General features: G+C 70.9%; 20 protein-coding genes. 9 read left to right on the forward strand and 11 right to left on the reverse strand.

Translation table 11 applies throughout. The annotated features are described in order from the left end of the window. Positions 1–50: 50 nt before the first annotated feature. Positions 51–578 (reverse strand): hypothetical protein, encoded by a 528-nt coding sequence (locus tag AC08OU_RS03325; protein WP_476604290.1) that lies wholly within the window; start codon positions 576–578, stop codon positions 51–53. Between the two features lie 228 nt (positions 579–806). Between AC08OU_RS03325 and AC08OU_RS03330 the strand changes: the two genes are divergently transcribed. Next, complete coding sequence (locus AC08OU_RS03330; RefSeq protein ID WP_476604291.1) at positions 807–1,565, forward strand: maleylpyruvate isomerase family mycothiol-dependent enzyme; 759 nt, start codon at positions 807–809, stop codon at positions 1,563–1,565. A 38-nt stretch (positions 1,566–1,603) separates the two neighbouring features. Here AC08OU_RS03330 and AC08OU_RS03335 read toward each other — a convergent pair whose 3' ends face one another. Together AC08OU_RS03335 and AC08OU_RS03340 are read right to left on the reverse strand one after the other, a co-directional pair. Beyond that, the gene (locus AC08OU_RS03335) at positions 1,604–2,221 is read right to left on the reverse strand and encodes a hypothetical protein (protein ID WP_476604292.1); all 618 of its coding nucleotides are present in this window, start codon (positions 2,219–2,221) and stop codon (positions 1,604–1,606) included. Between the two features lie 345 nt (positions 2,222–2,566). Then, positions 2,567–3,106 (reverse strand): hypothetical protein, encoded by a 540-nt coding sequence (locus tag AC08OU_RS03340; protein ID WP_476604293.1) that lies wholly within the window; start codon positions 3,104–3,106, stop codon positions 2,567–2,569. 809 nt (positions 3,107–3,915) lie between these two features. On the opposite strand from AC08OU_RS03340, the gene AC08OU_RS03345 reads away from it, so the two are divergent. Next, positions 3,916–4,047, forward strand: coding sequence for a hypothetical protein (locus tag AC08OU_RS03345; protein WP_476604294.1), 132 nt, complete (start codon positions 3,916–3,918; stop codon positions 4,045–4,047). A 715-nt stretch (positions 4,048–4,762) separates the two neighbouring features. Here AC08OU_RS03345 and AC08OU_RS03350 read toward each other — a convergent pair. After that, entirely contained in the window at positions 4,763–5,341 is a 579-nt protein-coding gene (locus AC08OU_RS03350; protein ID WP_476604295.1) for a YdeI/OmpD-associated family protein, read from the reverse strand. A 404-nt stretch (positions 5,342–5,745) separates the two neighbouring features. On the opposite strand from AC08OU_RS03350, the gene AC08OU_RS03355 reads away from it, so the two are divergent. From AC08OU_RS03355 to AC08OU_RS03375, 5 genes are all read left to right on the forward strand, one after another. Beyond that, a complete protein-coding gene (locus tag AC08OU_RS03355) occupies positions 5,746–6,573 on the forward strand; it encodes an SAM-dependent methyltransferase (protein ID WP_476604296.1) in 828 nt (275 codons plus the stop codon). 73 nt (positions 6,574–6,646) lie between these two features. Further along, positions 6,647–7,057: a hypothetical protein gene (locus AC08OU_RS03360; RefSeq protein ID WP_476604297.1), complete on the forward strand. Its 411-nt coding sequence runs from the start codon at positions 6,647–6,649 to the stop codon at positions 7,055–7,057. 182 nt (positions 7,058–7,239) lie between these two features. Further along, positions 7,240–7,740, forward strand: a complete 501-nt coding sequence (locus AC08OU_RS03365) for a hypothetical protein (RefSeq protein ID WP_476604298.1) — start codon at positions 7,240–7,242, stop codon at positions 7,738–7,740. Further along, entirely contained in the window at positions 7,734–8,639 is a 906-nt protein-coding gene (locus AC08OU_RS03370; RefSeq protein WP_476604299.1) for a hypothetical protein, read from the forward strand. The genes AC08OU_RS03365 and AC08OU_RS03370 overlap by 7 nt, the downstream gene beginning before the upstream one ends. Before the next feature lie 356 nt (positions 8,640–8,995). After that, a complete protein-coding gene (locus tag AC08OU_RS03375; RefSeq protein ID WP_476604300.1) occupies positions 8,996–9,565 on the forward strand; it encodes a dihydrofolate reductase family protein in 570 nt (189 codons plus the stop codon). A gap of 358 nt (positions 9,566–9,923) precedes the next feature. Here the strand turns inward: AC08OU_RS03375 and AC08OU_RS03380 are convergent, their stop codons facing one another. From AC08OU_RS03380 to AC08OU_RS03395, 4 genes are all read right to left on the reverse strand, one after another. Beyond that, positions 9,924–10,484 (reverse strand): hypothetical protein, encoded by a 561-nt coding sequence (locus tag AC08OU_RS03380; protein WP_476604301.1) that lies wholly within the window; start codon positions 10,482–10,484, stop codon positions 9,924–9,926. After that, positions 10,481–12,442: an alpha/beta hydrolase gene (locus AC08OU_RS03385; RefSeq protein WP_476604302.1), complete on the reverse strand. Its 1,962-nt coding sequence runs from the start codon at positions 12,440–12,442 to the stop codon at positions 10,481–10,483. Before AC08OU_RS03385 ends, AC08OU_RS03380 begins: the two co-directional genes overlap by 4 nt. Before the next feature lie 188 nt (positions 12,443–12,630). Continuing rightward, on the reverse strand, positions 12,631–12,966 hold the full coding sequence (locus tag AC08OU_RS03390; protein ID WP_476604303.1) for a type VII secretion target: 336 nt from the start codon (positions 12,964–12,966) through the stop codon (positions 12,631–12,633). Positions 12,967–13,262: 296 nt separating this feature from the next. Then, positions 13,263–13,490 (reverse strand): hypothetical protein, encoded by a 228-nt coding sequence (locus AC08OU_RS03395; protein WP_476604304.1) that lies wholly within the window; start codon positions 13,488–13,490, stop codon positions 13,263–13,265. On the opposite strand from AC08OU_RS03395, the gene AC08OU_RS03400 reads away from it, so the two are divergent. Then, positions 13,489–14,166 carry a class I SAM-dependent methyltransferase gene (locus AC08OU_RS03400; RefSeq protein WP_476604305.1) on the forward strand — a complete coding sequence of 226 codons (678 nt, stop codon included), beginning with the start codon at positions 13,489–13,491 and terminating at the stop codon, positions 14,164–14,166. The genes AC08OU_RS03395 and AC08OU_RS03400 overlap by 2 nt on opposite strands. Here the strand turns inward: AC08OU_RS03400 and AC08OU_RS03405 are convergent. Beyond that, positions 14,150–15,745 carry a GMC family oxidoreductase gene (locus tag AC08OU_RS03405; protein ID WP_476604306.1) on the reverse strand — a complete coding sequence of 532 codons (1,596 nt, stop codon included), beginning with the start codon at positions 15,743–15,745 and terminating at the stop codon, positions 14,150–14,152. The two genes, AC08OU_RS03400 and AC08OU_RS03405, sit on opposite strands and share 17 nt — an antisense overlap. Then, entirely contained in the window at positions 15,726–18,974 is a 3,249-nt protein-coding gene (locus AC08OU_RS03410) for a BTAD domain-containing putative transcriptional regulator (protein WP_476604307.1), read from the reverse strand. Before AC08OU_RS03410 ends, AC08OU_RS03405 begins: the two co-directional genes overlap by 20 nt. 548 nt (positions 18,975–19,522) lie before the next feature. On the opposite strand from AC08OU_RS03410, the gene AC08OU_RS03415 reads away from it, so the two are divergent. Next, on the forward strand, positions 19,523–20,098 hold the full coding sequence (locus tag AC08OU_RS03415) for an RNA polymerase sigma factor (protein ID WP_476604308.1): 576 nt from the start codon (positions 19,523–19,525) through the stop codon (positions 20,096–20,098). Positions 20,099–20,107: 9 nt separating this feature from the next. On the opposite strand, the gene AC08OU_RS03420 is transcribed toward AC08OU_RS03415, so the two are convergent. Beyond that, positions 20,108–20,990: MMPL family transporter (locus AC08OU_RS03420; RefSeq protein ID WP_476604309.1), on the reverse strand; the 883-nt coding region annotated here is incomplete at its 5' end.

The following is a 20,990-nucleotide window of genomic DNA, read 5'->3' on the forward strand; positions in this document are numbered from 1 at the left end:
GCCGCGGGGTCAGGCCCTGCCGGCGGCGAAACTCCCCGGCTGACAGGGGTTCAGCACGTGATGGACACGAACCGGCTGCCAGCCGAGGCCGAGCCGCTGGGCGGCGAGTACCCTGCCGGGAAATACACCGTCGCCCTCACCCTCGTGGCGAAGACGTCGTTGAAGCACGTTGGCTGGTAGGCAAGGCCGCGCGAGCTCGCGGTGTTGTCCCGGCTGACGACGTTCCTCGGTCCTTCCGCCGTGCCTCTGTCGAGCATGAGCGTGACCTCGAGGGTGATCCGGCGGACAGGGACCCAGGTCCCGAACTCGTCCGTGCAGAGGACCTCGCCGTACGCGATGATCCCCGGGCCGTCGCGACCCGGGTCGTAAGCGGTCACGACGCAGATGATGTACTGCCCGGCCGCAGCGGCGCGCGGCCCGTTCGCCTTGACCTTGAGAGTGAAACTGGTCGCCGGCCCCTCGGATCCGCCGGCGGGTGCGGCGGCCGCCGCACCCGCCAACCCAACGCTGGAGTGGATCAGCGCTGCCAGCATGACGGCGGCTCGTCGGCAGACGGCCCACCCGTGCGTGATTGTCATGACGGAGTCCCTTCCGTCGGTCGCATACCCGTCGGTGCAGCAGTGCACGACGTCGTCCGCGCCGGCCGGAGCGGACGGCGCAGCTCCGATTTTCGGGAGGGGTCGCATGCACGGGCGCACACATGAACCCGAGCGCCGCCGGCCCAGATCGGCCCCCGGAATCGCCTCTTGCGCGGGTGGACGACGTGCGGCTGACAGCGTCGCGTGGGGTCTGGGAGAGTTCGGTTCGTGACTGACTATCCGGTGATTGACTACGCGGCGGCGCTCCTGGCCGAGACCCGGCACTTCGGCGACACGATCGGCGACGCCAACCAGTCACTGCCGGTGCCGACCTGCCCGGGTTGGTCGCTTCAGCAGTTGTTCCGGCACCTCGGGCGTTCTCACCTGTGGTCCGCGCAGATCATCCGGGAGAAGCGGGACAGCCCGTTGGATCCGCGCGCGGTCGCAGGTGGCAAGCCACCGGCCGACCCGGGCCAGGCGCTGGACTGGCTGGCCGGGTCAGCTCGCGCGGTGCCGGAGGCGGTGGCCGCGGTCGGGCCGGACACCCTGGTGTGGTCGTTCCTCGGTCCGCGCCCTGCCGCCTGGTGGATCCGCCGCCGGCTGCACGAGGCGACCGTGCACCGCGCGGACGCGACGATCGCGCTCGGCGCCGAGTACGTCATCGACCCGGCCCTGGCCGCCGACGGACTGTCGGAATGGCTGGACCTCCTGGTCGCCGAGGTCGGCTCGGGCCGTGCCCAGCCGCTGGACGCCGACGCCAGCCTGCACTTGCACGCCACCGATCTGGACGCCGAGTGGACGCTGCGGGTCGGCCCGAAAGGAATGAGCTACCAGCCCACCCACGACAAGAGCACCGCCGCCGCGCGAGGCCGGGCCGCCGATCTGCTGCTCGCGGTCACCCGCCGCAAGACCGCCGACGAGGCCAACGTCGAGATCTTCGGCGACGCCGGCGTCTGGCAAGGATGGCTCGACCGCACACCCTTCTGAACCCGCGCGCGGCATGCCGGTCATTGTCCTCACCGTCGTCACCAGAGCCAGTCGCCGAGACCGGTCTCGCGGCCGGTGACGGTGCGGTCAGGGACGCCGGCCACGACGGCGGCGAGGTTGCATTGGCTCATCGTGGTGTCGGCGAGGTAGGCACTGTGGCCGGTGGCGGCGGCGACCTGGTCGCCGTCGGGGGTGCAGCGCCGCCTCGACCCCCGCGACCAGCCGACGTACCCGCTCGCTGATCCGCTCGTGCAGCCCGGCCCAGGCACCGGCCGCCGTCCCCGACCAGCCGAACGGCGCCCGGGACCCCGCATCACCGGACCGGTGCCGTGGCGTACCGGCGCCGGCGGCTGGTCACCCACCGCACCGACTGCGGCGTCCGCGAGGAAACGATCCAGTGCAGCGGTCTCCTCCACCACGGCCCGCAGCAGCTCACCCGCCGCCCCGACATCGGCCGCGGCGATCGCCAGCCGCGCCCGCCAACCCTCAGCCAGATCCGCGCAGGCCCACGCCGACATCGAGAACGGCAACGCCGACGCCAGATCACTCGCCTCCTGCGGCAACCCGCACCCTCGGACCTCATCAGCCGCCAACGCCAGCAGCCCGGCCGCGCGACGCAGCTCACCGTCATCAACGGCGAAGGTGCCCTCACCCATCGGAGACCCATCCGAGCTTCGGTGCCGCGATCTGACCGAGCGCCTGCTGCGCTTGACGGGACGCTCGCCCACGCAGTACGTCGCCGGCGGGGTCAGGGCGCACGACGGCCCCTTGTTCCCGCCGCGCTTGCCCCCATCTTTCGCTTGGTCCGCCGACTGCTTTACTGCCCGGCTTCTCACAGACGTAGGTCGCCTCATCGGTGAATAGGTCCTGCTACCAGCACTTCTTCGGCGCTGACTGGGCGGCGGATCCAGCCGGAACGACCGCTAGCAGCACGAACGCGGACGCCAAGACCAAGGAACGGGAGCGCTGACGCGATTTCATGGTTCCCCGCGCTTTCCTTCTCAACAGGCGGGCCCGGTCGGCTTCTTGCCGCCGACGCGCCAGGTATCGTCCTCCAGGACGAGCCGGACCTGGATCGGGCGACGACCCTGACCGGTTTCGTCGGGGCCCGGTGTGGTTCCGGCCTTCACTGTGATGATGTTGCTCGCGTCCGCGCAGGCATCGAGCGTCGCCTTCTCGCCGGTGATGTGGACTGCCGTCACGGTGATGCCGGGCTCACCCATGATGCGATTGCCTTCGTCGAAGATGAAGGACAGGCTCTCGACGTCCTTCTGCGCGAGGGCGGCCGTCGCGTAGGGCCGCAGCTTCGAGGGGTCGAGGTCGCCGGCGGCCGCCATCTGCGCATGGGTCTTCTCGTAGTTGCGGTAGGCCGACTCGACCGCAGCGTCCGGATTCTGGGTCGCCGAAGGCGTCGCCGTGGCCTCGGGCAGACCGGCGTCGTCACCGTCATCCCCGCAGGCGGCGACCGCCAGTCCGGCGGCGACCAGCACCGCGACGAGCCTGCCTCGGCGGCGTTCCGCCCTGGGTCGGGCTGCCAGCACGTCTCCACTCCCCCGTTGCTTCCGCTGCGTCCACCCGCCCGTTGGCCAAGGCACCGGCGCCCGATCGTAGCGGATGGTACATAGGGGCCATACCGTTCGTATGCACGTTTCACTGGGACTCGCCAATCTCCTCACGTCCCAGTTCGACAAAGAGCGCCTGGCGGTTCGGGCAAGCTGATCAGTGAGCCTGGAATCACCAGTCGCCACACCGGAAAGCACGGTGATGAGCGCGAAGTGCCGCTGTCGCAATACCCGGTGGAGGTGAGACCTCCACTCCTGACCTGCCGGAGCAGGTTGGTGAAGCTCGTCGGCGTCCGAGATGAACCTGCGGGGCGGGGCGGGGCGGATCACCATGTCACGCGAGCAGGGGTGACGTAGGTCCGCGGGACCCTGCCCCAGCCGTTCTCGGTGAGCGTGGTCGTGCCCATCGCGATACCGGCCGGCGCCAGCGATCATCACGGCGTATCGGTGAACATCCGGCCCCGGCCATGCACCGGCGCGAACCCCATGCGGGCCGTCGCCGCTGGCCTCGACAACCACATCTTCGCAGGTCAAGTGGCGCTTTTCCTATCCCGACACCTACCGATCAAGATCTGCATGAATACCCAGGGCAACGCGGCATTCACGCCACCAGGCCGAGGACCGATCCACAGGTTCTGATCAGTGCTCCATAGAGGAGTCGATCACGTTGAGGGTCGGACCATGTCGACGACGGTGACGCCTCGAGCCGGGCGGTCTGTCGGGGGTCGCGTGTTGGATGGAGCCAGTCGGGAGCCGGACGTCGCCTGCGAGACTGGGAGTGCCTGACGGTGAGCGAGTACCAGTACTACGAGTTCGTGGCCGTGGACCGTCCGCTGGACGGACGGGCGATGGCGGCGGTGCGGTCGCTGTCGACGCGGGCGCGGATCACGCCGACCGGGTTCGTGAACAGCTACCAGTGAAGCGATTCAGGGGCGACCCGCGGGCGCTGGTCGGGAGGTACTACGACGCGTTCTTGTATGTCGCCAACTGGGGGACTCACCGGGTGATGCTCCGGTTGCCCGAGCGGTTGCTCGACCTGGCCACCGCTGAGCGGTACTGCTTCACCGGCGCCGCCTCAGCGTGGGCCGATGCTGGCTATGTGATCTGCCTGACGCCCGCAACTGCACATTCCAGTTCCGGAAGAACCCCCGAACGTCGCGGACGTCGACGTCGGCTTGGACCCGGAATCTCGAGCAGCCGGCCGGCGAACCAACGGGCTCCCCCGCGGCCGCCACGAACTGGCCCAGCGCCAGGGTCGCGCCGGCCGGGCCGGAGTTCACCGACCTCGCCAAGTTCATCGACCTGCCTGACGGCAACGCCCCCCGGACGCCCAACTGCCATCCCCAGCGACCCCCAGCGACGGCGAAAGCCTCGGACTCGACGCCCCCGCCCACGACGACGCGGCCCAGGTACTCGCCTGGCTCTGCGCCTCGGCCGGCATCCCCGGCGCGACGGAACCGTCGCCGTCATCCACTGCGCCGACGACCTCGTCCCCCTCCGCCCCGGCATCGCACCCGACGACCTACTCCGACTCCGATAACCAGCGACACGGCCACGCCTTCGAACGCTCGATGAGTCGAGGTTGCGGTGGCTGCTCCTGGTCTCGCGTTACCCAGGACGCGCGCAGATCATCGGTCACGGATGGATCTTCTCGCCGTTGGCGAGCATGGTGACGAACGTGTCGATGCGCCGGGCTCGGGTCTCGGGTCTCTTGGCTTCCTGCACGCGGTAGAGAATCGCGTACCGGTTGCGCCCGTCCAGGGTGGCGAAGAAGGCCGCGGCGTCGTCGTTGCCGTCGAGCGCGGCCGCCAGGTCGTCCGGCACCGTCGCGGTCCGCGAGCCGTCGTAGGCGGCCGCCCAGCGGCCGTCCGCCATAGCGGCGTCCACCGCGCGCTGACCGGCGGGGCGCATCAGGCCGGCGTCGATCAGCTCCTGCGCCTTCTGCCGATTGATCTTCGACCATCTGCTGCCGGACTTGCGCGGGGTGAACCGTTGCAGCCACCAGGCGCCATCGAACGGCCTTTTCTGGCCGTCGATCCAGCCGTAGCACAGGGCCACGGACAGCGCGTCACCGTAGCTGACGCTGGCGAACCCGGCGTCCTTCTTCGCGATCTTCAGCCACACGCCGGCCGAGGAACCGTGCTCCGTGTCCAGCCACGTTCGCCAGGCCGACATCGACTCGAAGGACATGATCGGGAGGTCAGCGCCTGTCACGGCCGGCTCCATCGTCGTAATGGCAATGCACCCAAGATTATGGCGTTCGCAGCACCGGCCCGGTGTGCCGGTACCGGACAGTACCGGTCGATGAGCGTGCGGGTCGGCATCTCACCCGCCTGGCGAATGCGTCGGGGTCGGCAGCCGTCATGGCGACCCTCCCCCGACGTCCGGTTCAGCGCCGGCAACCTCGGCATCTCCGGCCGCACGTCGACGTCGTGACCGCACGACGTCGCCGGGCAGATCGCGGTGACAGACCCGGTCCGGCGCGCCCGCCGAGGCCGGCGCGCGACGTCACGCCGGGTTCGACGGGATTCAGGGCGACGGTGGCATGACGAAATATCGCCCCTATCGTGGTGTATAACAGGGTTCATGCTGGGCCCCGTGACAGGCGCGGAGCTGGCGTGACGGGCGACCCGGAGTTCGTCTCGGAAGGCGTTGACCCGACCACTCCTTCGCCCGCACGGTTGTTCGACTACGCCCTGGGGGGCACCAACAACTACCCGGTCGACCGGGAGTGGGCCGAGCGCACCCGGGTGCAGCTTCCGGAGCTGTCCGACATCGCCTGGGTCAACCGCGGGTTCCTGCAGCGCGCGGTGCGCTGGCTGGCAGATCGCGGAATCCACCAGTTCATCGACCTCGGGCCCGGGCTGCCCACCCAGAGCAACACCCACGAGGTGGCGCAGAAGTTCGCTGCGGACGCCCGGGTCGCCTACGTCGACCACGACCCGGAGGTGGCGATCCATGCCGCCCGCCTGCTGGGCGATGACCCTGGCACGGCCGTGGTCACGGCCGACCTGCGCGACGTCGACGCCGTCCTCGGCCACCCCGACCTGCTCCGGGTGATCGACCTCGGGCAGCCCGTCGGGCTGATCGCCGTCGCCGTCCTACACTTTATGCCGGACACAGATGACCCCCGAGGGGCGATCCGCCGCTACATGAGCGCCCTGGCCCCGGGCAGCTACCTGGTCATGTCGCACGGCACGACGGACCGGCACGCGGACACCGTCGTCGAACGGCTCGCCGAGGTGTACCGGAAGGCCCGCCACCCGATGTTCGGGCGCTCCAAGGCGGAGGTCGAGCGGTTCTTCGAGGGCCTGGAACTGGTCCCGCCGTACCAGGGAGCACCTGCGCACGTCAGCTTCACCGGTGAGTGGGGAGCCGAGGACCCGACGGCCGCCGACAGCGACGGCTCCCGATGGTTCTACGCGGGGATCGCCCGCAAGCCCTGAGTTCCGCCGTCAGGCCGGCACCCGGCTCCGCCGCGATGACCCGCGCGGTGGCGCCTTCCTTTCGCCCGTTCTGGTGACGGCGCACGCCGGGCAGCCCGGGGAGACCCGGTTGCGGGCCGTGGTTCGTGGGCGTGCGGCCGGTGCGATGCTGCGAGCGACCCGGGGGGAGACGTTCGCGGACGCCGCCGGTCCGGCCGCTGCCGGCGATCGTTGGCGCAGCCGCCTGCTCGGGATCGCCGGGTTGGCCGCCCTGACGGTGGCGGCGCTCTGGCTTGCACCGTCGTGGGCCGACCACATCGGCTCCAGCCCCGACGTGCAAGCGCTGAGCGGCCAGCTCAGCCACGTTGGTGAGCTGCAGGGCTGGCTCGCCGGAATTCTGGACTCGCTAGCTTCCTGGTGGCACGGCCTGCCCCCCGGCAGCAAGATCGACATCGGCGTGGGGATCGCCGCGCTGGTCGCCCTGTCCGGGGGTCCCTCGGGCTGACGTTCGGCGTGACGAGTCCCAACGAGACGAGCCTGACGAACAGTATGCCCACTATGCACCATCCGCTACGATCGGGCCCCCGACACGGCAGCGACCGGGCGCGGGTGGACGCAGCAGACCAACGGGGAGAACAACACGTGCTGACAGCCCGACCCAGCCAGCGGCTGCGCCTGAGCGCGCTCATGATCGCTCTGGCCACGGCAGCCCTGGCACTTGCCGGCTGCGGGGACGATGGTGACAACACCGGTGGCCTGCCGACCGTAACTGCGACCGCGACGGCGTCCGCCAGTCAGAGCCCGGATGCCACGGTCGAGGCGGCCTACCGCGAGTATCAGAAGGCGACGGAGGAGATCGCGGCCACCGGCAACGCGAGTCCGGCCATTCTTCGGCCGTACGCCACCGCAGAGCGGTCTCAGAAGACGGCTGAGGATCTGTCTCTCCTGATTGACGAGGGTTTTCGCATCGTGGGGACGCAGGAGATCGATATCCGCTCCGTCACGATCGACGGTGAGAAGGCGGTGCTTGAGGCGTGCGTCGATCCAACGGGGTGGATCACTGTCAAAGAGGGGGAGACACCGGCACCAGGGCAGAAGGGTCAGGCTCCAAGCCTGGCCCGCGTCGACCTGGTGCAGCGAGGCGACCAGTGGCTGGTGAGCACTTCCAAGAACGGTGGCAAGTGTTGAGTGAGAGGCGTCGCGGCAACTCCGGCCGGTCGCTGCTGCTGGCGTTCGTGTTCCCGCTTGCCGCGGCTGGCCTGGTGATCCTGGCCGCGCCGGCGCAGGCCGAGGATTGCGATCCCTACTACGACTCCAGCCGGCAGACGCTGGTCTATCCCTGTCAACGCGCAGGCGGCGAAGTACCCGGCCGTGGCGGTGACGATGCGATCGACGTGGGCAACGAAACGAAGCCGTCGTGCAACCTGGTGCCGCCGGCAACGTTCTGCGTCAGGGGGGCCGCCTGCTACATCAAGGACAACGTTGCGCCGTTCGCTCCGCCCAAGAGCGACCCACCGAAACCGGACGCTGAGTGGGTTGTCAGGATGTGTGTGAACGCGGATGGCTCCGCCTCTGGTGAGGCCATCTGGCTGGACGACGACCTGCCGGTCGAACCACCCCTGACCGTTCAGGCACAAGAGGCCATCGGCCAACTCAAGCCACCCAAGCTGGGCATGAAGACGGACCCGCCGGTGAACAGCATCGTCAACCTGGAGACCCGGTTCACCCCTACCGCTGACGTCGGTCCGCTCGAAGGCAGCTCCGCATTCGGGCTCGTGGCCATCGCCACGCCCTTGAAGTGGCACATCGTCACCGGCGAAGGCAACGACCTGGCCTGCGACTTGCCCGTCACGGACCCGACCGGCTGCGCCCACACGTACCGTCGCTCATCCGCTGGCCAGTCGGCTTCGGACGAACAAGGTCAGCCCGCTTATGCCGTCCGGTCCTTCGCCACCTGGACCATCGCCTACGAGGACGACGGCAACCCGGTCGACATCCCGGGTGCGCCAGCGACGTTGACCGGGCCGTCCACCGTTACGCTCTTGCCTGTGGCGGAGATTCAGGCGGTAGTGACAGGTGGTCGCTGAGCCCGGATGCACCCAGGGCGCCGTCACAGCGGACGTTTGATGTGATTCGTGTTCGTCGTGCTTCGTATGTGGGGCTGGCCGGACCGAGGCGGGCGCGGACGAAGGCGGGCACGGCCTTCGAAGATCGCGGTACTTGACGCCGTGACCTCGCGAAGGGCCGTGCCCGTGTCTCTGCATCTTCCCCGAATCCTGTCCCGCCTCGATCTCGTCGGAGACACAGTTGTTGCCGGTTGGCTGCAGTTCGCACCACGACAGCGTGAGTCGGTGCGATCGGGGCGCCGATGAGAATTGGCGCCTGTGGTGGTCTACGCACAGGTCCGGTGAACGCGCGGCGAGTATCAAGGGAGAGCAACGAGATGAGACCACTTCGATACTCGATCAACGTCACGCTCGACGGCTGCTGCCACCACGAGGCAGGGCTCCCCCCGGACGATGAGTCGATGCGCTACTGGACCGCTCAGATGCAAGGAGCCGATGCCCTGCTCTTCGGCCGGGTGACCTACGAAATGATGGAGTCGGCGTGGCGGCGGCCGGCCACAGGGACGTGGCCTGACTGGATGGGTGAGCGGGAGATCCCGTTCGCTGAGACCATCGACCGGGCGAAGAAGCACGTCGTTTCGAGCACGTTGAACGAGGTCGATTGGAACGCCGAGCTGGTGCGAGGCGACTTGGGGGAAGCTGTTCAGCGGCTGAAGCAGGAGCCAGGCGAGGGCCTGTGGGTGGGTGGCGTGACGCTCCCCCTGGCGTTGGCAGATCTGGGACTGATCGACGAGTACGAGTTCCTTGTGCAGCCGGTCCTTGCCGGACATGGGCCGACGTTGCTCGCCGGTCTGCGCGAGCGCATCCAGCTCGAGCTCGTGGATCGCCATGAGTTCCGGTCGGGGTCGGTCGCCCTGCGATACCGGCCCACGCGAGTTACGGCTTGACGTGATTTGGCCCGGCACGTTGGCCGCTGCCTCGCGACGGAAACGACGGCTCTGGCGCGGCACGACGGGCGACCGGTGTCCCCGAACGCGCGGACACACCGACGTGGGGGCATGACTCCGAAGTGCCGTTCGAGGACAGCACCGTCAAGGCTGCCGCATCCCGCTGCTGCCGGCAGGCTCCGTGACGAGATGGCCGTGAGCCAGCCCATCTGGTGACCGCCAGCGGGCTGGCCACCCACACAGCAGGCCAGCAGGTCGTATCGGCAAGTGACGATCTGAGTCGACTCCGATCTGCCCAGGCACCCGGCAAGTGTTCGGGCGGATCGGTCGACGGTGGTGGGGGCCGTCGAGGTAGGGGTCAGCTGACGGATCCACGGTCGAGGGTGCCGTCGGCGTTGACGCAGGGGCTGTATGAAAGGAGCGAGATCGAACCTCCGCCGACGACGGGGGTGTAGTCGGTGGAGTTGAGGATGATGAGGAAGCCGTCCTTCTGGAGGGTGAGCGCTCCTTCGCCTTCACGTGCGGGAAAGTTCTGGCGGCGCCAGCCTGCGGTGGTGAGGTAGTCGGCGATCTGTTCGGCCAGTTGGACGCCGCGGCCCTTCTCCGTGTCGAGCGCCCGGCTGTTCGTCCAGCGGCGTGGCCATCGGTCGGTGGTGGGTTGGTCGGTGCAGTCGCGTTCGTCTTCGCCGGTGCTGAGGTTTCGTTTGGCCGGGAACCGGGTGCCGAGGTCGTCGATCAGGGTCCGTAGTTGCGCCGCTTGCTGCTTCAGGACGGTCTCGGGGTCGGCCACGGGGGTCTCCTGGGGTGCGGCGGACGGCGGCGGGCGGCGGTCATCGTCCTTGCCCGGCGGATCCGAGCAGCCGGTGGCTGCCGCGAGCAGCGCAAGCCCGGCGACGACGAGGGCGGTGGTGCGGTTCATGGGATGTCCACCTCGGGCCCGTGGAAGCCGGGGTCGCTGTAGGGGTAGGTGCGCCGGCCGTGGTCGGAGACGTCGGGGTGGGTGTAGAGGGTCGCGTCGCCGCCGAGGACGACCTGGACCATGTTGTTCCAGGCGGTCGAGCCTTCGGTGAGGACTTTGGAGTGCGAGTCGGCCCCGATGATGATGCCGCCGGGGTTGAGGCCGTCGTCGTTGAAGCGTCCGGTCTCCAGAAGGGTGAAGCCGGGCATGGCGCTGGGGTCGCCGCCGTGGCCGACCCCGAGCTTGTCCTGCTGGGCCTGCGGCATGACCCGGGCGCCGGCGATCGGGTCGCCGGGCGCGGTCATGGTGTATCGCTGGAGGTCGCGTTCGGGATGGCCGTAGTCGTCGATGTCGAACACGCCGCGCCCGGCGCCGGCGCTTTCGATGTGCAGCACGCGGTCGGCCTCCAGCCCGTCCCGGTCCGCGACCCCGACCAGCGCCCCGCCGTAGCTGTGACCGATGACGGTCGAGTCGGCCGTGTCGGGGACGTCGAGGCCCCACAGGAAATCCCGCAATGCCGGGCCGCCGGCCTCCGCGAAGCCCGGAAACGGGGCGTTGGCGGCGACGGCGTCCGGCAGGTCCGTGCCGAGCCACGCCACGGCCGCGGTCTGCCGCGCGCGATCAGCCTTGACTACGTCCACCACCATGTTTGAGGTGCCGGCGAAGGTGGCGACCTCGCTGCCGGTGCCGGGAACGAAGACGCCGACGTGCCGGGTCTGCTCGTCGATCGCCCCCCACAGTTCCGCGATCCGGCCGTCACCGGTGGGGTCGAACAGCAACACCTGGTGCCCGGCCGTGTCGGGTCGGCCCGGGGCGAGCGCCGGGTTGGGAACCTGCTCGGACAGCAGTTTGTCGTACAGCGCGATCCGCCGCTGCGCTTCCTGCAGTTGCGCCGGAGCATCGCGCTGGTCGACCACCAGGTCGAGCGCGTCGTTGGCCTTCGCCCACCACGCCTGCTGCGGCGTCTGCCCGGCGACGGCACGTTCCAGGTCCACCAGCCGCCGCCGTTCGGCGGACAGGGCCGCCGCGATGCCGATCCGGTTCGCCGTGACCCGCGCCGGCAGTGGTGCGCCGTCCAGGTTGCCGACCACTGCCGGGTACAGCAGGGCCAGCCGCCGTACCTCAGCCGGGTCGAGCGAGGCGAGGTACGCGCGCACGGCTGCGATGCGCCGCTTGGCGGGAAGCGCGCGACTGCTGGTGAGGACGGCGGCCAGGCCTGTGGCGGCGCTCGCGGCCGGCAGTTCGGCCCACTCGGGCATCGTGCCGTAGCCGTCTCCGGCAGGCCCGGTGAGGAGTTCGGCCAGGTGCGGATTTCGCAGCAGCAGAGCCTCGATCGCCTGCGGGTCCCACGCCAGCAGCTCGGTGCGCAGGAAGGTCGCCGCCTGCCCCGGCGACATCAGCACCAGGCGGTCGAGCAGGTCCCGCTCGATCGTCGACGGCGCAACGCCGTACCTGGCCAGGACACCGGCCACGCCGGGAACCGCGACCGAGGTGATCCACGCATCCGTGTCGGAGGCCGCCGCCAGCGCGCGCAGCGCGGCCCCGACCCGTTCCAGGTCGTCCCTCGCGGCTGAGTCTGCTGCCGTGAGGGCATCCACGTGAGCCCGCAGATCGGCGTCCACCGCGGCTACCAGCCGCGGCAGGTCCGCCGGATCCACGGCGGCCGGCGGCGGCGCAAGCCCGGATCCGCCGTACCGGGCGCCGGTCACCGCCTGGTCGATCAATGTCGCCCGCCGCCGTTGCAGCTGCTCGATCTCCGAGCGCCGCCAGCCGATCTGCGATCCGAGCCGGCTCAGCGTGGACGCGGCGTCGTCGCAGCACGCGGCGGCCCGGTCGAACCGCGATCCGGCCCGCTCGCTGCGGGCCGCGGTTGCGGTCGCGGCGTCACACCGCCAGCCCAACGTTTGCGCAGCATCCACCAGCAGGCCCCTGGTGCACCGAGAGACCGTCCGAACGGCCAACGCAGTTTCACCCAGCCGGGCCGCTGCCCGCACCAGGACCTGCCTGTCGACGTTCACCCAGGCCGGAACCGAAGGTGCAGGTGGCACACGGGGGACGACCGAGAGCCAGACCCCCGTCTCGCCGCCGGTCATGACCCGATCCGCGGTCACAGCCTCACCTGCCCGGGGCCGGCCGGAGCCAACCGCTCGGCAGCCGCCGCGGTGATCACGTCCACCTGCCCGAAAGCGGACGCCGCAGCGTCCAGGCTCCCCGCCAGGCCTTGCAGCACCGTCACGACCCGATCCGTTATCGACTCCAGACCGCGCGCCACCTCCGCAACGGCCAGCGACGTCTGTGACCCGGTCAGGTCGACCTCGGCCGCCACCAGCGCCGCACGGGCCGAACCCCCGGCCGCGGACCCGTCAAGTTCCGCAACCCATCCTCGAACCGAGTCCGCACCGGCCCGCAGCCGAGCGCCGTCCACCGTGATCGTCTCAGCCACCGGATCCCGTTTCCTCGCACAAGCGTCCACCACCGGTACGCCCCGCCCGCCGACCCGGTTCGCGGCGGCGACGAGTCAGGACCGATCAGGACGAGAACCTACCGAAAGGTACGCCACCGTTACGGCACGCTACCGTTCGGTAGGCGTCCCCGGGCCGGAGCGATGGAGCGGCAGTCGACGACACGGAGAACGCTCACGTGCCACGAGCCCATCACACAGGGCCCAGTCGTCGTCCTGATCCTGGCAGCGGCAGCGGGACTCGCCGGGGTTGCCGCCTGCTCACCCTCCTGGCGGCGTCACCGCCCGTCAGCTACCAGGAGATCAGCGTTCGGACGGACCTGGCCGTCGGCAACATCGGCGCCGCGCCTGCCCGCGCGCTGCCGCAGTTGCGCCGCGAGCTGGAGGCGTGCGAACTGCCCGGCTGGGATTGCCGTACCCGTCCGCATCACGCGCCCGCCCACCGCCGTCATCTTGTCGAGTGGTGTCACCGAGGACCGGCCCTCAACCCCGGAAAGGAACGTCATGACCGAGGACCTGGCTGTCGTTAACAAGGACCACCCGGCCTATGCCGGGCAGGCGGTCTACACGCCGTCGTTCCTGCGAATCTACGACCAGTTCGTGCTCGGGTTCTCCACCCGCTTCATCTACCGCTGCCCCAGCTCCCGCTTCCAGCGGCTCTACGACCGCAACGCCGGCGGCCGGCACCTCGACCTCGGTCCGGGCACCGGATACTTCCTCCGCCGCTGCCGCTGGCCGGTCCGCAACCCGCAGCTCACCCTCGTGGACCTCAACCCGCACGTGTTGCGGCACGGTGCCCAGCGGCTGCAGCGGTACACACCGACCCTGGTCCAGGCCGACATCCTGCGGCCACTCCCGTTGCCGGACGCGGCCTTCGACTCGGTCGGCATCAACTTCATGCTGCACTGCGTTCCAGGCGCGATGCGGGACAAGGCCGTTGCCTTCCAGGAGGCGGCGCGCGTGCTCGACGAGGGCGGCGTGCTGTTCGGTAGCACCGTCATCCAGGACGGTGGTGACCACGGCCGGCTGGCGCGCCGGGCGATGCGGACGTACAACCGGCACGGCGTCCTGTGTACCGACGACGACCACCTGACCGACCTGCGCGCGGGCCTGGCCGCGGCGTTCGCGCGGTACGACCTCGAGGTCCGCGGCAGCGTCGCGCTGTTCACCGCCTGGCGCTGACCCTCGGCCCCCTCGCGGCCGAGATCAGGTCGGCGGCCTTCTCGCCGATCATCATGGCCGGCGCGTTGGTGTTCCCCCGGATGATCGTCGGCATCACCGACGCGTCGGCCACCCGCAGCCCGGTGACTCCGTGCACCCGCAGCTCCTCGTCCACCACCGTCCCCATGGCGCAGGTGCCCACCGGGTGGAACATGCTGCGGGACTCCTGCCGGACGAAGGCCACCAGGCCTTCGGGCGACGTGTCCGCCGGGAGCAGGCGTGCCGCGACGTGCGTGTCCAGCGCCGGCATGGCCGCGATCTCCAGCGCCTTCCGGACGCCTGCGAGGAGCACCTCCCGGTCTGTCGGCCGGTCGAGGTACCCGGCCCGGATCACCGGCGGCACCAGCGGATCCGCCGATCGCAGGCACAGGGACCCGCGGCTGTCCGGCCGCAGCAAGGTCACCCACAGCACGGCGCCGTGGTGCCGCGGCCGGTCCAGCCCGTCCGCCCGGACGAGCATCGGCGCGAAGTGCAGCTGGAGGTCCGCCGCAGGCAGGTCCGGAGCGCTGCGGAGGAACGCGCCCGCCTCGACGATGTTGGAGACCAGCGGCCCGCGCCCGCGCAGCAGGAAGCGGAACAGGTCCGCCGCGGTCGACCGGCCGAGCAGGGTCGGGGTCGACACCGACCACACCAGCCCCACGGCCAGATGGTCCTGCAGGTTCTCTCCCACACCGGGGACGTCGGCGACGACGTCGATCCCCAGCTCCCTCAGTTGCGCCACAGGCCCGATGCCGGACAGCAGGAGCAGGTGCGGCGTGTTGACCGCACCTGCCGACAGCACGACCTCCTGCCGGGCCGAGGCCACCGCCAGGCCGTCACGTCCGCGGTACCGGACCCCCGCCGCCCGGCCGTCGCGGACGACGACCTGCACGGCCTGCGCTCTGGTCAGCACCCTCAGGTTCGGCCGCCGCCGGGCGAGGTACGCGTGTGCCGAGCTGACCCGCCTCCCCCGGCGCTGCGTGACCTGGAACCAGCCGACGCCGTCCTGCCGGCCGGAGTTGAAGTCGTCGTTGTAGGCGAGACCCGCCTGCTGCGCGGCGGCCACGAACGCATTCGAGAGGGCGCCGCGCTCGCGCTGGTCGCTGACGCTGAGCGGCCCGCCGACGCCGTGCTGCGCCGACGGGCCGCGACTGTTGTCCTCCGCCCGCCGGAACTGCTCGAGCACGTCGTCGTACGACCAGCCGGCCAGCCCCGCGGCGGCCCACTCGTCGTAGTCCGCCGGCGCTCCGCGCATGTAGATCATCGCGTTCATCGCCGAGCTCCCGCCCAGCATCCGCCCGCGCGGCCAGTACACCCGGCGGTGCTCCAGCGCCGGCTCCGGCTCGGTGCTGAAGTCCCAGTCGAACGCCGACTTGAACATCAGCGGGTACGCGAGCGGGACCCTGGCGTCCGCCCGGCGGTTCCGTGGCCCCGCCTCGAGCAGAAGCACGGAGACCGACGGGTCGTCCGCGAGCCGTGCGGCGACGGCACAACCGGCGGATCCGCCCCCGACGACCACGTAGTCGTAGCTCGCGGCCGGCTCAGAGCCTGGCTTGGACATGCTGCTGGCTCCCCCCCGCGCCCCCCGTGCTCCCCGCGCCCCGCGCCCGGCCCAGCCTGCGGGCGAACATCTCGGTGGGCGCGTCCGGGCGGGCCCCCAGCTCGGCCACCATGCGCAGGCACTGCTCCAGCACCCGGCGGCCCGCGTCCAGCTCACCGCGTTTCAGATGGACGGCGACCAGGAGCCGGTACGCGGACTCCGCCCAGCGGTCCACGCGCAGCGCCGCGTGGCCGAACGCGAGCGCTGCCTCGTCCTCGCCGGCGGCGAGCAGCAACTCTCCAGCCCGCACGGACCCGGTCACGTAGCGGACCCGCAGCCGCTCCCGCTCGACCATCGCCCACTCCGCCCGCGGCACGTCCGTCAGGTAGTCGCCCCGGTAGAGCGGCAGGGCCTGCCGGTACGCCTTCAGCGCCAGCGACGGCACGCCCTGGCGTTCCGCCCTGACCGCCTCGTCGAGCAACCGGTCGAACTCCCACGCGTCCACCGTGAGCGCGTCCTCCGTCGTGAGGCGCAGGATGCCGCCGTCGGTGCGGAGGAAGAACGGCGGGTCGCCATCGGCGCGCTCGGGTTCCAACAGGCGCTGGGTGTAGTTGAGCGTCACCCGCAGGTTCCGGCCCGCCGCGTCCAGCCCGAGGTCCGGCCACAGCTCGACGGCAACGGTGTGCCGGGACGCGCTCCGCCGAGCCACCATGAACAACAGTAGCTGGCGCACCCGGTCGCGCTGCAGGTTGGGATGGTCCACGGGGCGGCCGTTCCGCCGCAGCTCCAGCGGGCCCAGGACGCACAGCTCGAGCCGAGCGGCCGGGTCGGCGGGGAGCACGGAGGTCAGCTCGCGGGCGGCCCGTGCCGTCCGGCCGCGCGTGGACGTCATCAGCGCCCGCAGCAACGGCCGTGCCCCGGGTCCCAGCGCTTCCATCAGCTCTGACCCCTCCGGGCGCCCGGCAGCGGCGATCGCGACGGCGAACTCGACCGCCCAGGGCAGCGGGAAGACCGACCGCAGCACGCCGGTTTCGGGCAGGTCCACCTCGGCCGCCTCGCGCAGCGACCCTCGTTCCCGGGCCGCGACCAGGACCGCGGCCAGCTCCACGGCCCGCCGTGGCATCGGTTCGACGGCGCGTTCGTGCCAGAGCTGCCGGGTCCCGGGAGCGAGCACGTAGCTCAGCGCGGGGAAGAGCCGATGCAGCCGGGCCCGCCCTGCCTCCTGCAACGGCCGCTGCGCCAGTTCGGCGACCAGCGCCGTCCGGGCCTCCTCCTCGCGGCCCTCCAGCAGCAGGATCGCCACCCGGGCGAGGGCGTACGCGATCTCGGCCGACGAGGCGCCGGCGGCCCCCGGCAACGACGTCCGGGCCCGGTCGTAGTGCACCCGCGCGTCGTCGAGGTCACCCCGGTAGGCGAGAAGCAGGGCGCAGTGGCTGCTCTCGAACACGTCCCCCAGCGCCCGCCCGGACTCGATCGTCGCCTGCGCCAGCTCCGGTAGGTGCCGAACGGCCAGGTCGACGTCGCCCGAGAGCCAGCCGGAGAGGACCCGCAGGTACACCGCAGCGGCCCGGAACGTCCCGGAGGCGGTCGCCACCGACCGGTGGGCGTACGGCCGCGCGCGTTCGGGCTCGCCGGTGAAGAGATACAGCCAGCCCCACAGCCAGTTGACGCCGGCGCTCATCGGTGGGCTCATGGCGTTCGGCGGCACCTGGGCGAGCAGTTCGAGGCCGCGCGCGAAGTCTCCGTGCACGTCGGCGCGCCACACCTCCCACAACAGCACGAGGGGCGCGATGGCGGGCACGTCGGCGGCGATCTCCTCGGCCCTCCCCACACCGGCCGCGAGCCGCCGTTCGTCATTGAGCCACCAGCTCAGATGGCCCACGTGGGTCTTGGCGGCGATCTCCCCGGCCAGGTTCCCAGCCGTCCGGAAGTCCTCGGCCGCCCGCTCGAAGGACGCCAACGCCGCGCGCAGGTCGGTGCTGCGCTGGATCAGGCCGAGCAGCAGGTGCCCCTCGGCCCCCTCCCGCTGGTCCGCGGGCAGGAGCTCGTACCACCCCGTGAGGACGTCCGGCGGCACTGCGGGGTGCGTCAGGGCCGCCGTCTCGCAACATAGATCGCGAACCTGCTCCCACGCCCCGGCCAGCGCCAGCTGACGCATCGCGGCGTCGACGTCGCCCCGGGCGCGCATCACGCCCGCCGCGCGGGTCCGGGCGGCCGCCTGCGCCGCCACCGTCAACTCGCCGGCCAAGGCCGGTCCCCACAGCGGATGCAGCGACCGCCACGTGCCTGGCACGCCGGCGACCAGCGGCAGCCCGGACAGCGTGGTGGCCAGATCGACCGGCTGCTCGGCGAGCGCCGCGGCCACCTCGTCATCGGCGCCTCCGATGAGCGCGAGGAGCGCGAGCATCCGGCGGCGCTGCGCCGGCATGGGCGCGAGCAGTTCCTCCCACAGGTAGTCGATCACCCGGTGCCGGCCGATCGAGGCGGTGAGCTCGGCCAGCGCCGGCCACCCGGCGCTGTCGGTCAGCAGTTCGGGCGGCACGTCGCGCAGCGCCGCGAACTCGGACCGCTCGGGGTCGGTGAAGGCCAGGTCGCCCTCGCCGATCTCGATCACCTCGCCCATCACCGCGAGCCGGGCCGTGCCGATGGGGGGCAGGAAGCGCCCGGCGAGGACCAGGTGACCGTTGTTCGGCAACCGGTCGAGCAGGTTGCCGAGCAGCTGGGCACCCGGCGAGCCGGCCGGAATGAGGTGGACGTCGTCGAAGATGAGCGCGACCTGCTCCGGCGCGCAGCGCCATACCGCGGCGCAGATCCGTTCGATCGCCGTCGTCATGTCCCAGACGGGCGAGCCGGGCCGGCGCAGCGCGGCGGTCAGCCCTTCGGCCAGCGTGGAGACGGCTCCGTCGCCGGCATGGCACGTCAACCAGATGTCGGCGCCGCGCGGCGAGAGCTGGTTCTCGGCGCGGGCCTGGGCTAGCAGGCTGGTCTTGCCGAAACCGGGCCCCGCGGTGAGGACGGTGAGCCGGCGGCGGAACCGCTGCTGCAGCTGGTCGAGCAGCCGGGAACGCAGAACCAGTTGCCGGGTGGGTGTGGGCGGGTCGAGCCGGAATCCCGCCGGCTCTATGACATGGTTCGCCGACTCCACTTCGTCCCCCCCGGCCAGTCCGCCCGCTGGGATGGTCTCGGGCGAATCGTGCCCGCCGGCGACGATGACTGTCGCGGGCGCCCCGCGACAAGGGTACCGGAGCACTGCTGATCGACGCGCTCGATTATTTGTTCGGCAGCGACTGGCGGCCACCGGCCGGCCTGCCGAGCGAACCCGGTGGCGATCCGGCCAGCAGGTGGATCACCACGCCCGGTTCCGACACCGGTTCCGGCCCGACTTCCGGCGCCAGTTCCGGCACGGGTTCCCGTCCGGGTTCCGCGGTCGCCCCGCCGGCTCCTGGCCCAGCAGCAGCGCTGCCGCCGGCCGGGTCCGCCGGACCGCCGGCAGCACCGGCAGATCCCGTGAAAGTCGCCTTCCACGCCTCAAGCAGCTGTGGCGGTAAGCGCGGTTCGATGTCCACCGCGCTCGCAACCACGGCCAACAAGCAGTCGTCATCGTCGTACCACCGAGGCACGCGCCGGTCCATAGGAACCTCCGAACGTGGTCAACAAGCTAGACCGGCGACAACCCCCGCACGATGCGTCTCGCACGCCGTTCACGTGACGACCGCCTGCGCAAGCGGCCGATCGAGTGCCGCTAACGCGCCGCTGACGCCTCCCCGCCATGCTCGCCGGGACCTGAGGGGAGGTCTCATGCTCTACGACTCGCCCGACACGGAGTTCGACGTCAACGCGCTGGTGCACCGCGCCGCACATGGTGACGAATTGGCATGGAACGCGCTGGTCGACCAGTACAGCGCGCTGTTGTGGTGGATGGTCCGGCGGTTCCGGCTCAGCGAGGAGCAGGGCGCCGACGTCGTGCAGTCCACCTGGCTCACGCTCGTCACGAAGATCGGCGAGATCCGGGATCCCGAGCGCCTGTCGGCCTGGCTGCTGACCACGACCCGCCGGCGCTGCATCGACCTCGTCAACGCCGCGGGCCGGGAAGAGCCGCTGGATCGGGATGATCAGGAACTCTGCCTGGACGACGGCCCCGAGGAGCACGCCATCCGTGGCGAGGAGCGCGCCATCGTCCGGGCCGCGCTCGACCGGCTCCCGGCCCGGCACAGGATGCTGCTCATCCTGTTGTCCGCCTCGCCACCGATCAGCTACCAGGCGATCGGGCAGCGGATGGGCATGGCGGTCGGCAGCATCGGCGCCGCCCGGGCCCGGGCCCTGCAACGCCTGCGCAACGAGCTTGAGACCGATGACCTGGCCGATGCCGGCTAGCTCGGCCGTTCAACGCCGGGGAAGTGCGGATTCGTCTGCTGTGAGCAAGGCTGCGTCCGGCACCGTCCCGGAGGTGTCCGGCCCGGCGGACCCCGGCTCCGCGGATTCGGCCAGGCCGAACCGGCGGTGCAGCGTTCGCAGCGGCGCCGGCGCCCACCAGTTCGCGCGCCCGGCGAGCCGCATGAACGCGGGCACCAGCAACCCACGGACCAGGGTGACGTCGATCAGGACGGCCAGCGCGAGGCCGATGCCGAGCAGCTTGATGAACGTCACGCCCGACGTCGCGAAGGCGACGAAGACGACGGCGATGATGAGCGCCGCCCCGGTGATCAGGCGACCGGTCCGGCCGAGGCCGTACGCCACCGCCGAGACGTTGTCACCGGTCCGGAGCCACTCCTCGCGGATCCGCGAGAGCAGGAAGACCTCGTAGTCCATCGCCAGTCCGAAGGCGGCGCAGAACATCAAGATCGGAATGGTGACGTCGAGCGTCCCGGTGACGGTGAAGTCGCCCACCAGCCACCGCAGGTGGCCCTCCTGGAAGACCCAGACCATCGCACCGAACGTCGCGGTCAGGCTGAGCAGGTTCAGGACGATCGCCTTCACGGGCACAAGGACGCTGCCGGTGAAGAGGAACAGGAGCACGGCCACGGTGGCGGCGATGATGCCGAGGGCGAGCGGGAGCCGTCCGATGATCGCGTCGCCGGTGTCAACCAGTTCGGCCGACCGGCCACCGACCAGCACCGCAACCGGCGACGTCGCGTCACGCACCTTCTGCACCAGGCGCTCACCTTCCGGCGAGTAGGTCTCCACGCCGGGGACGACGGACAACCAGGTGCCTGCACCGGCCGAGACCCGCGCCGCCCCCGCCCCCGGCGCGGCGACGCGCCGGCCG

This window comes from Frankia sp. CcMO1 (assembly GCF_977945845.1).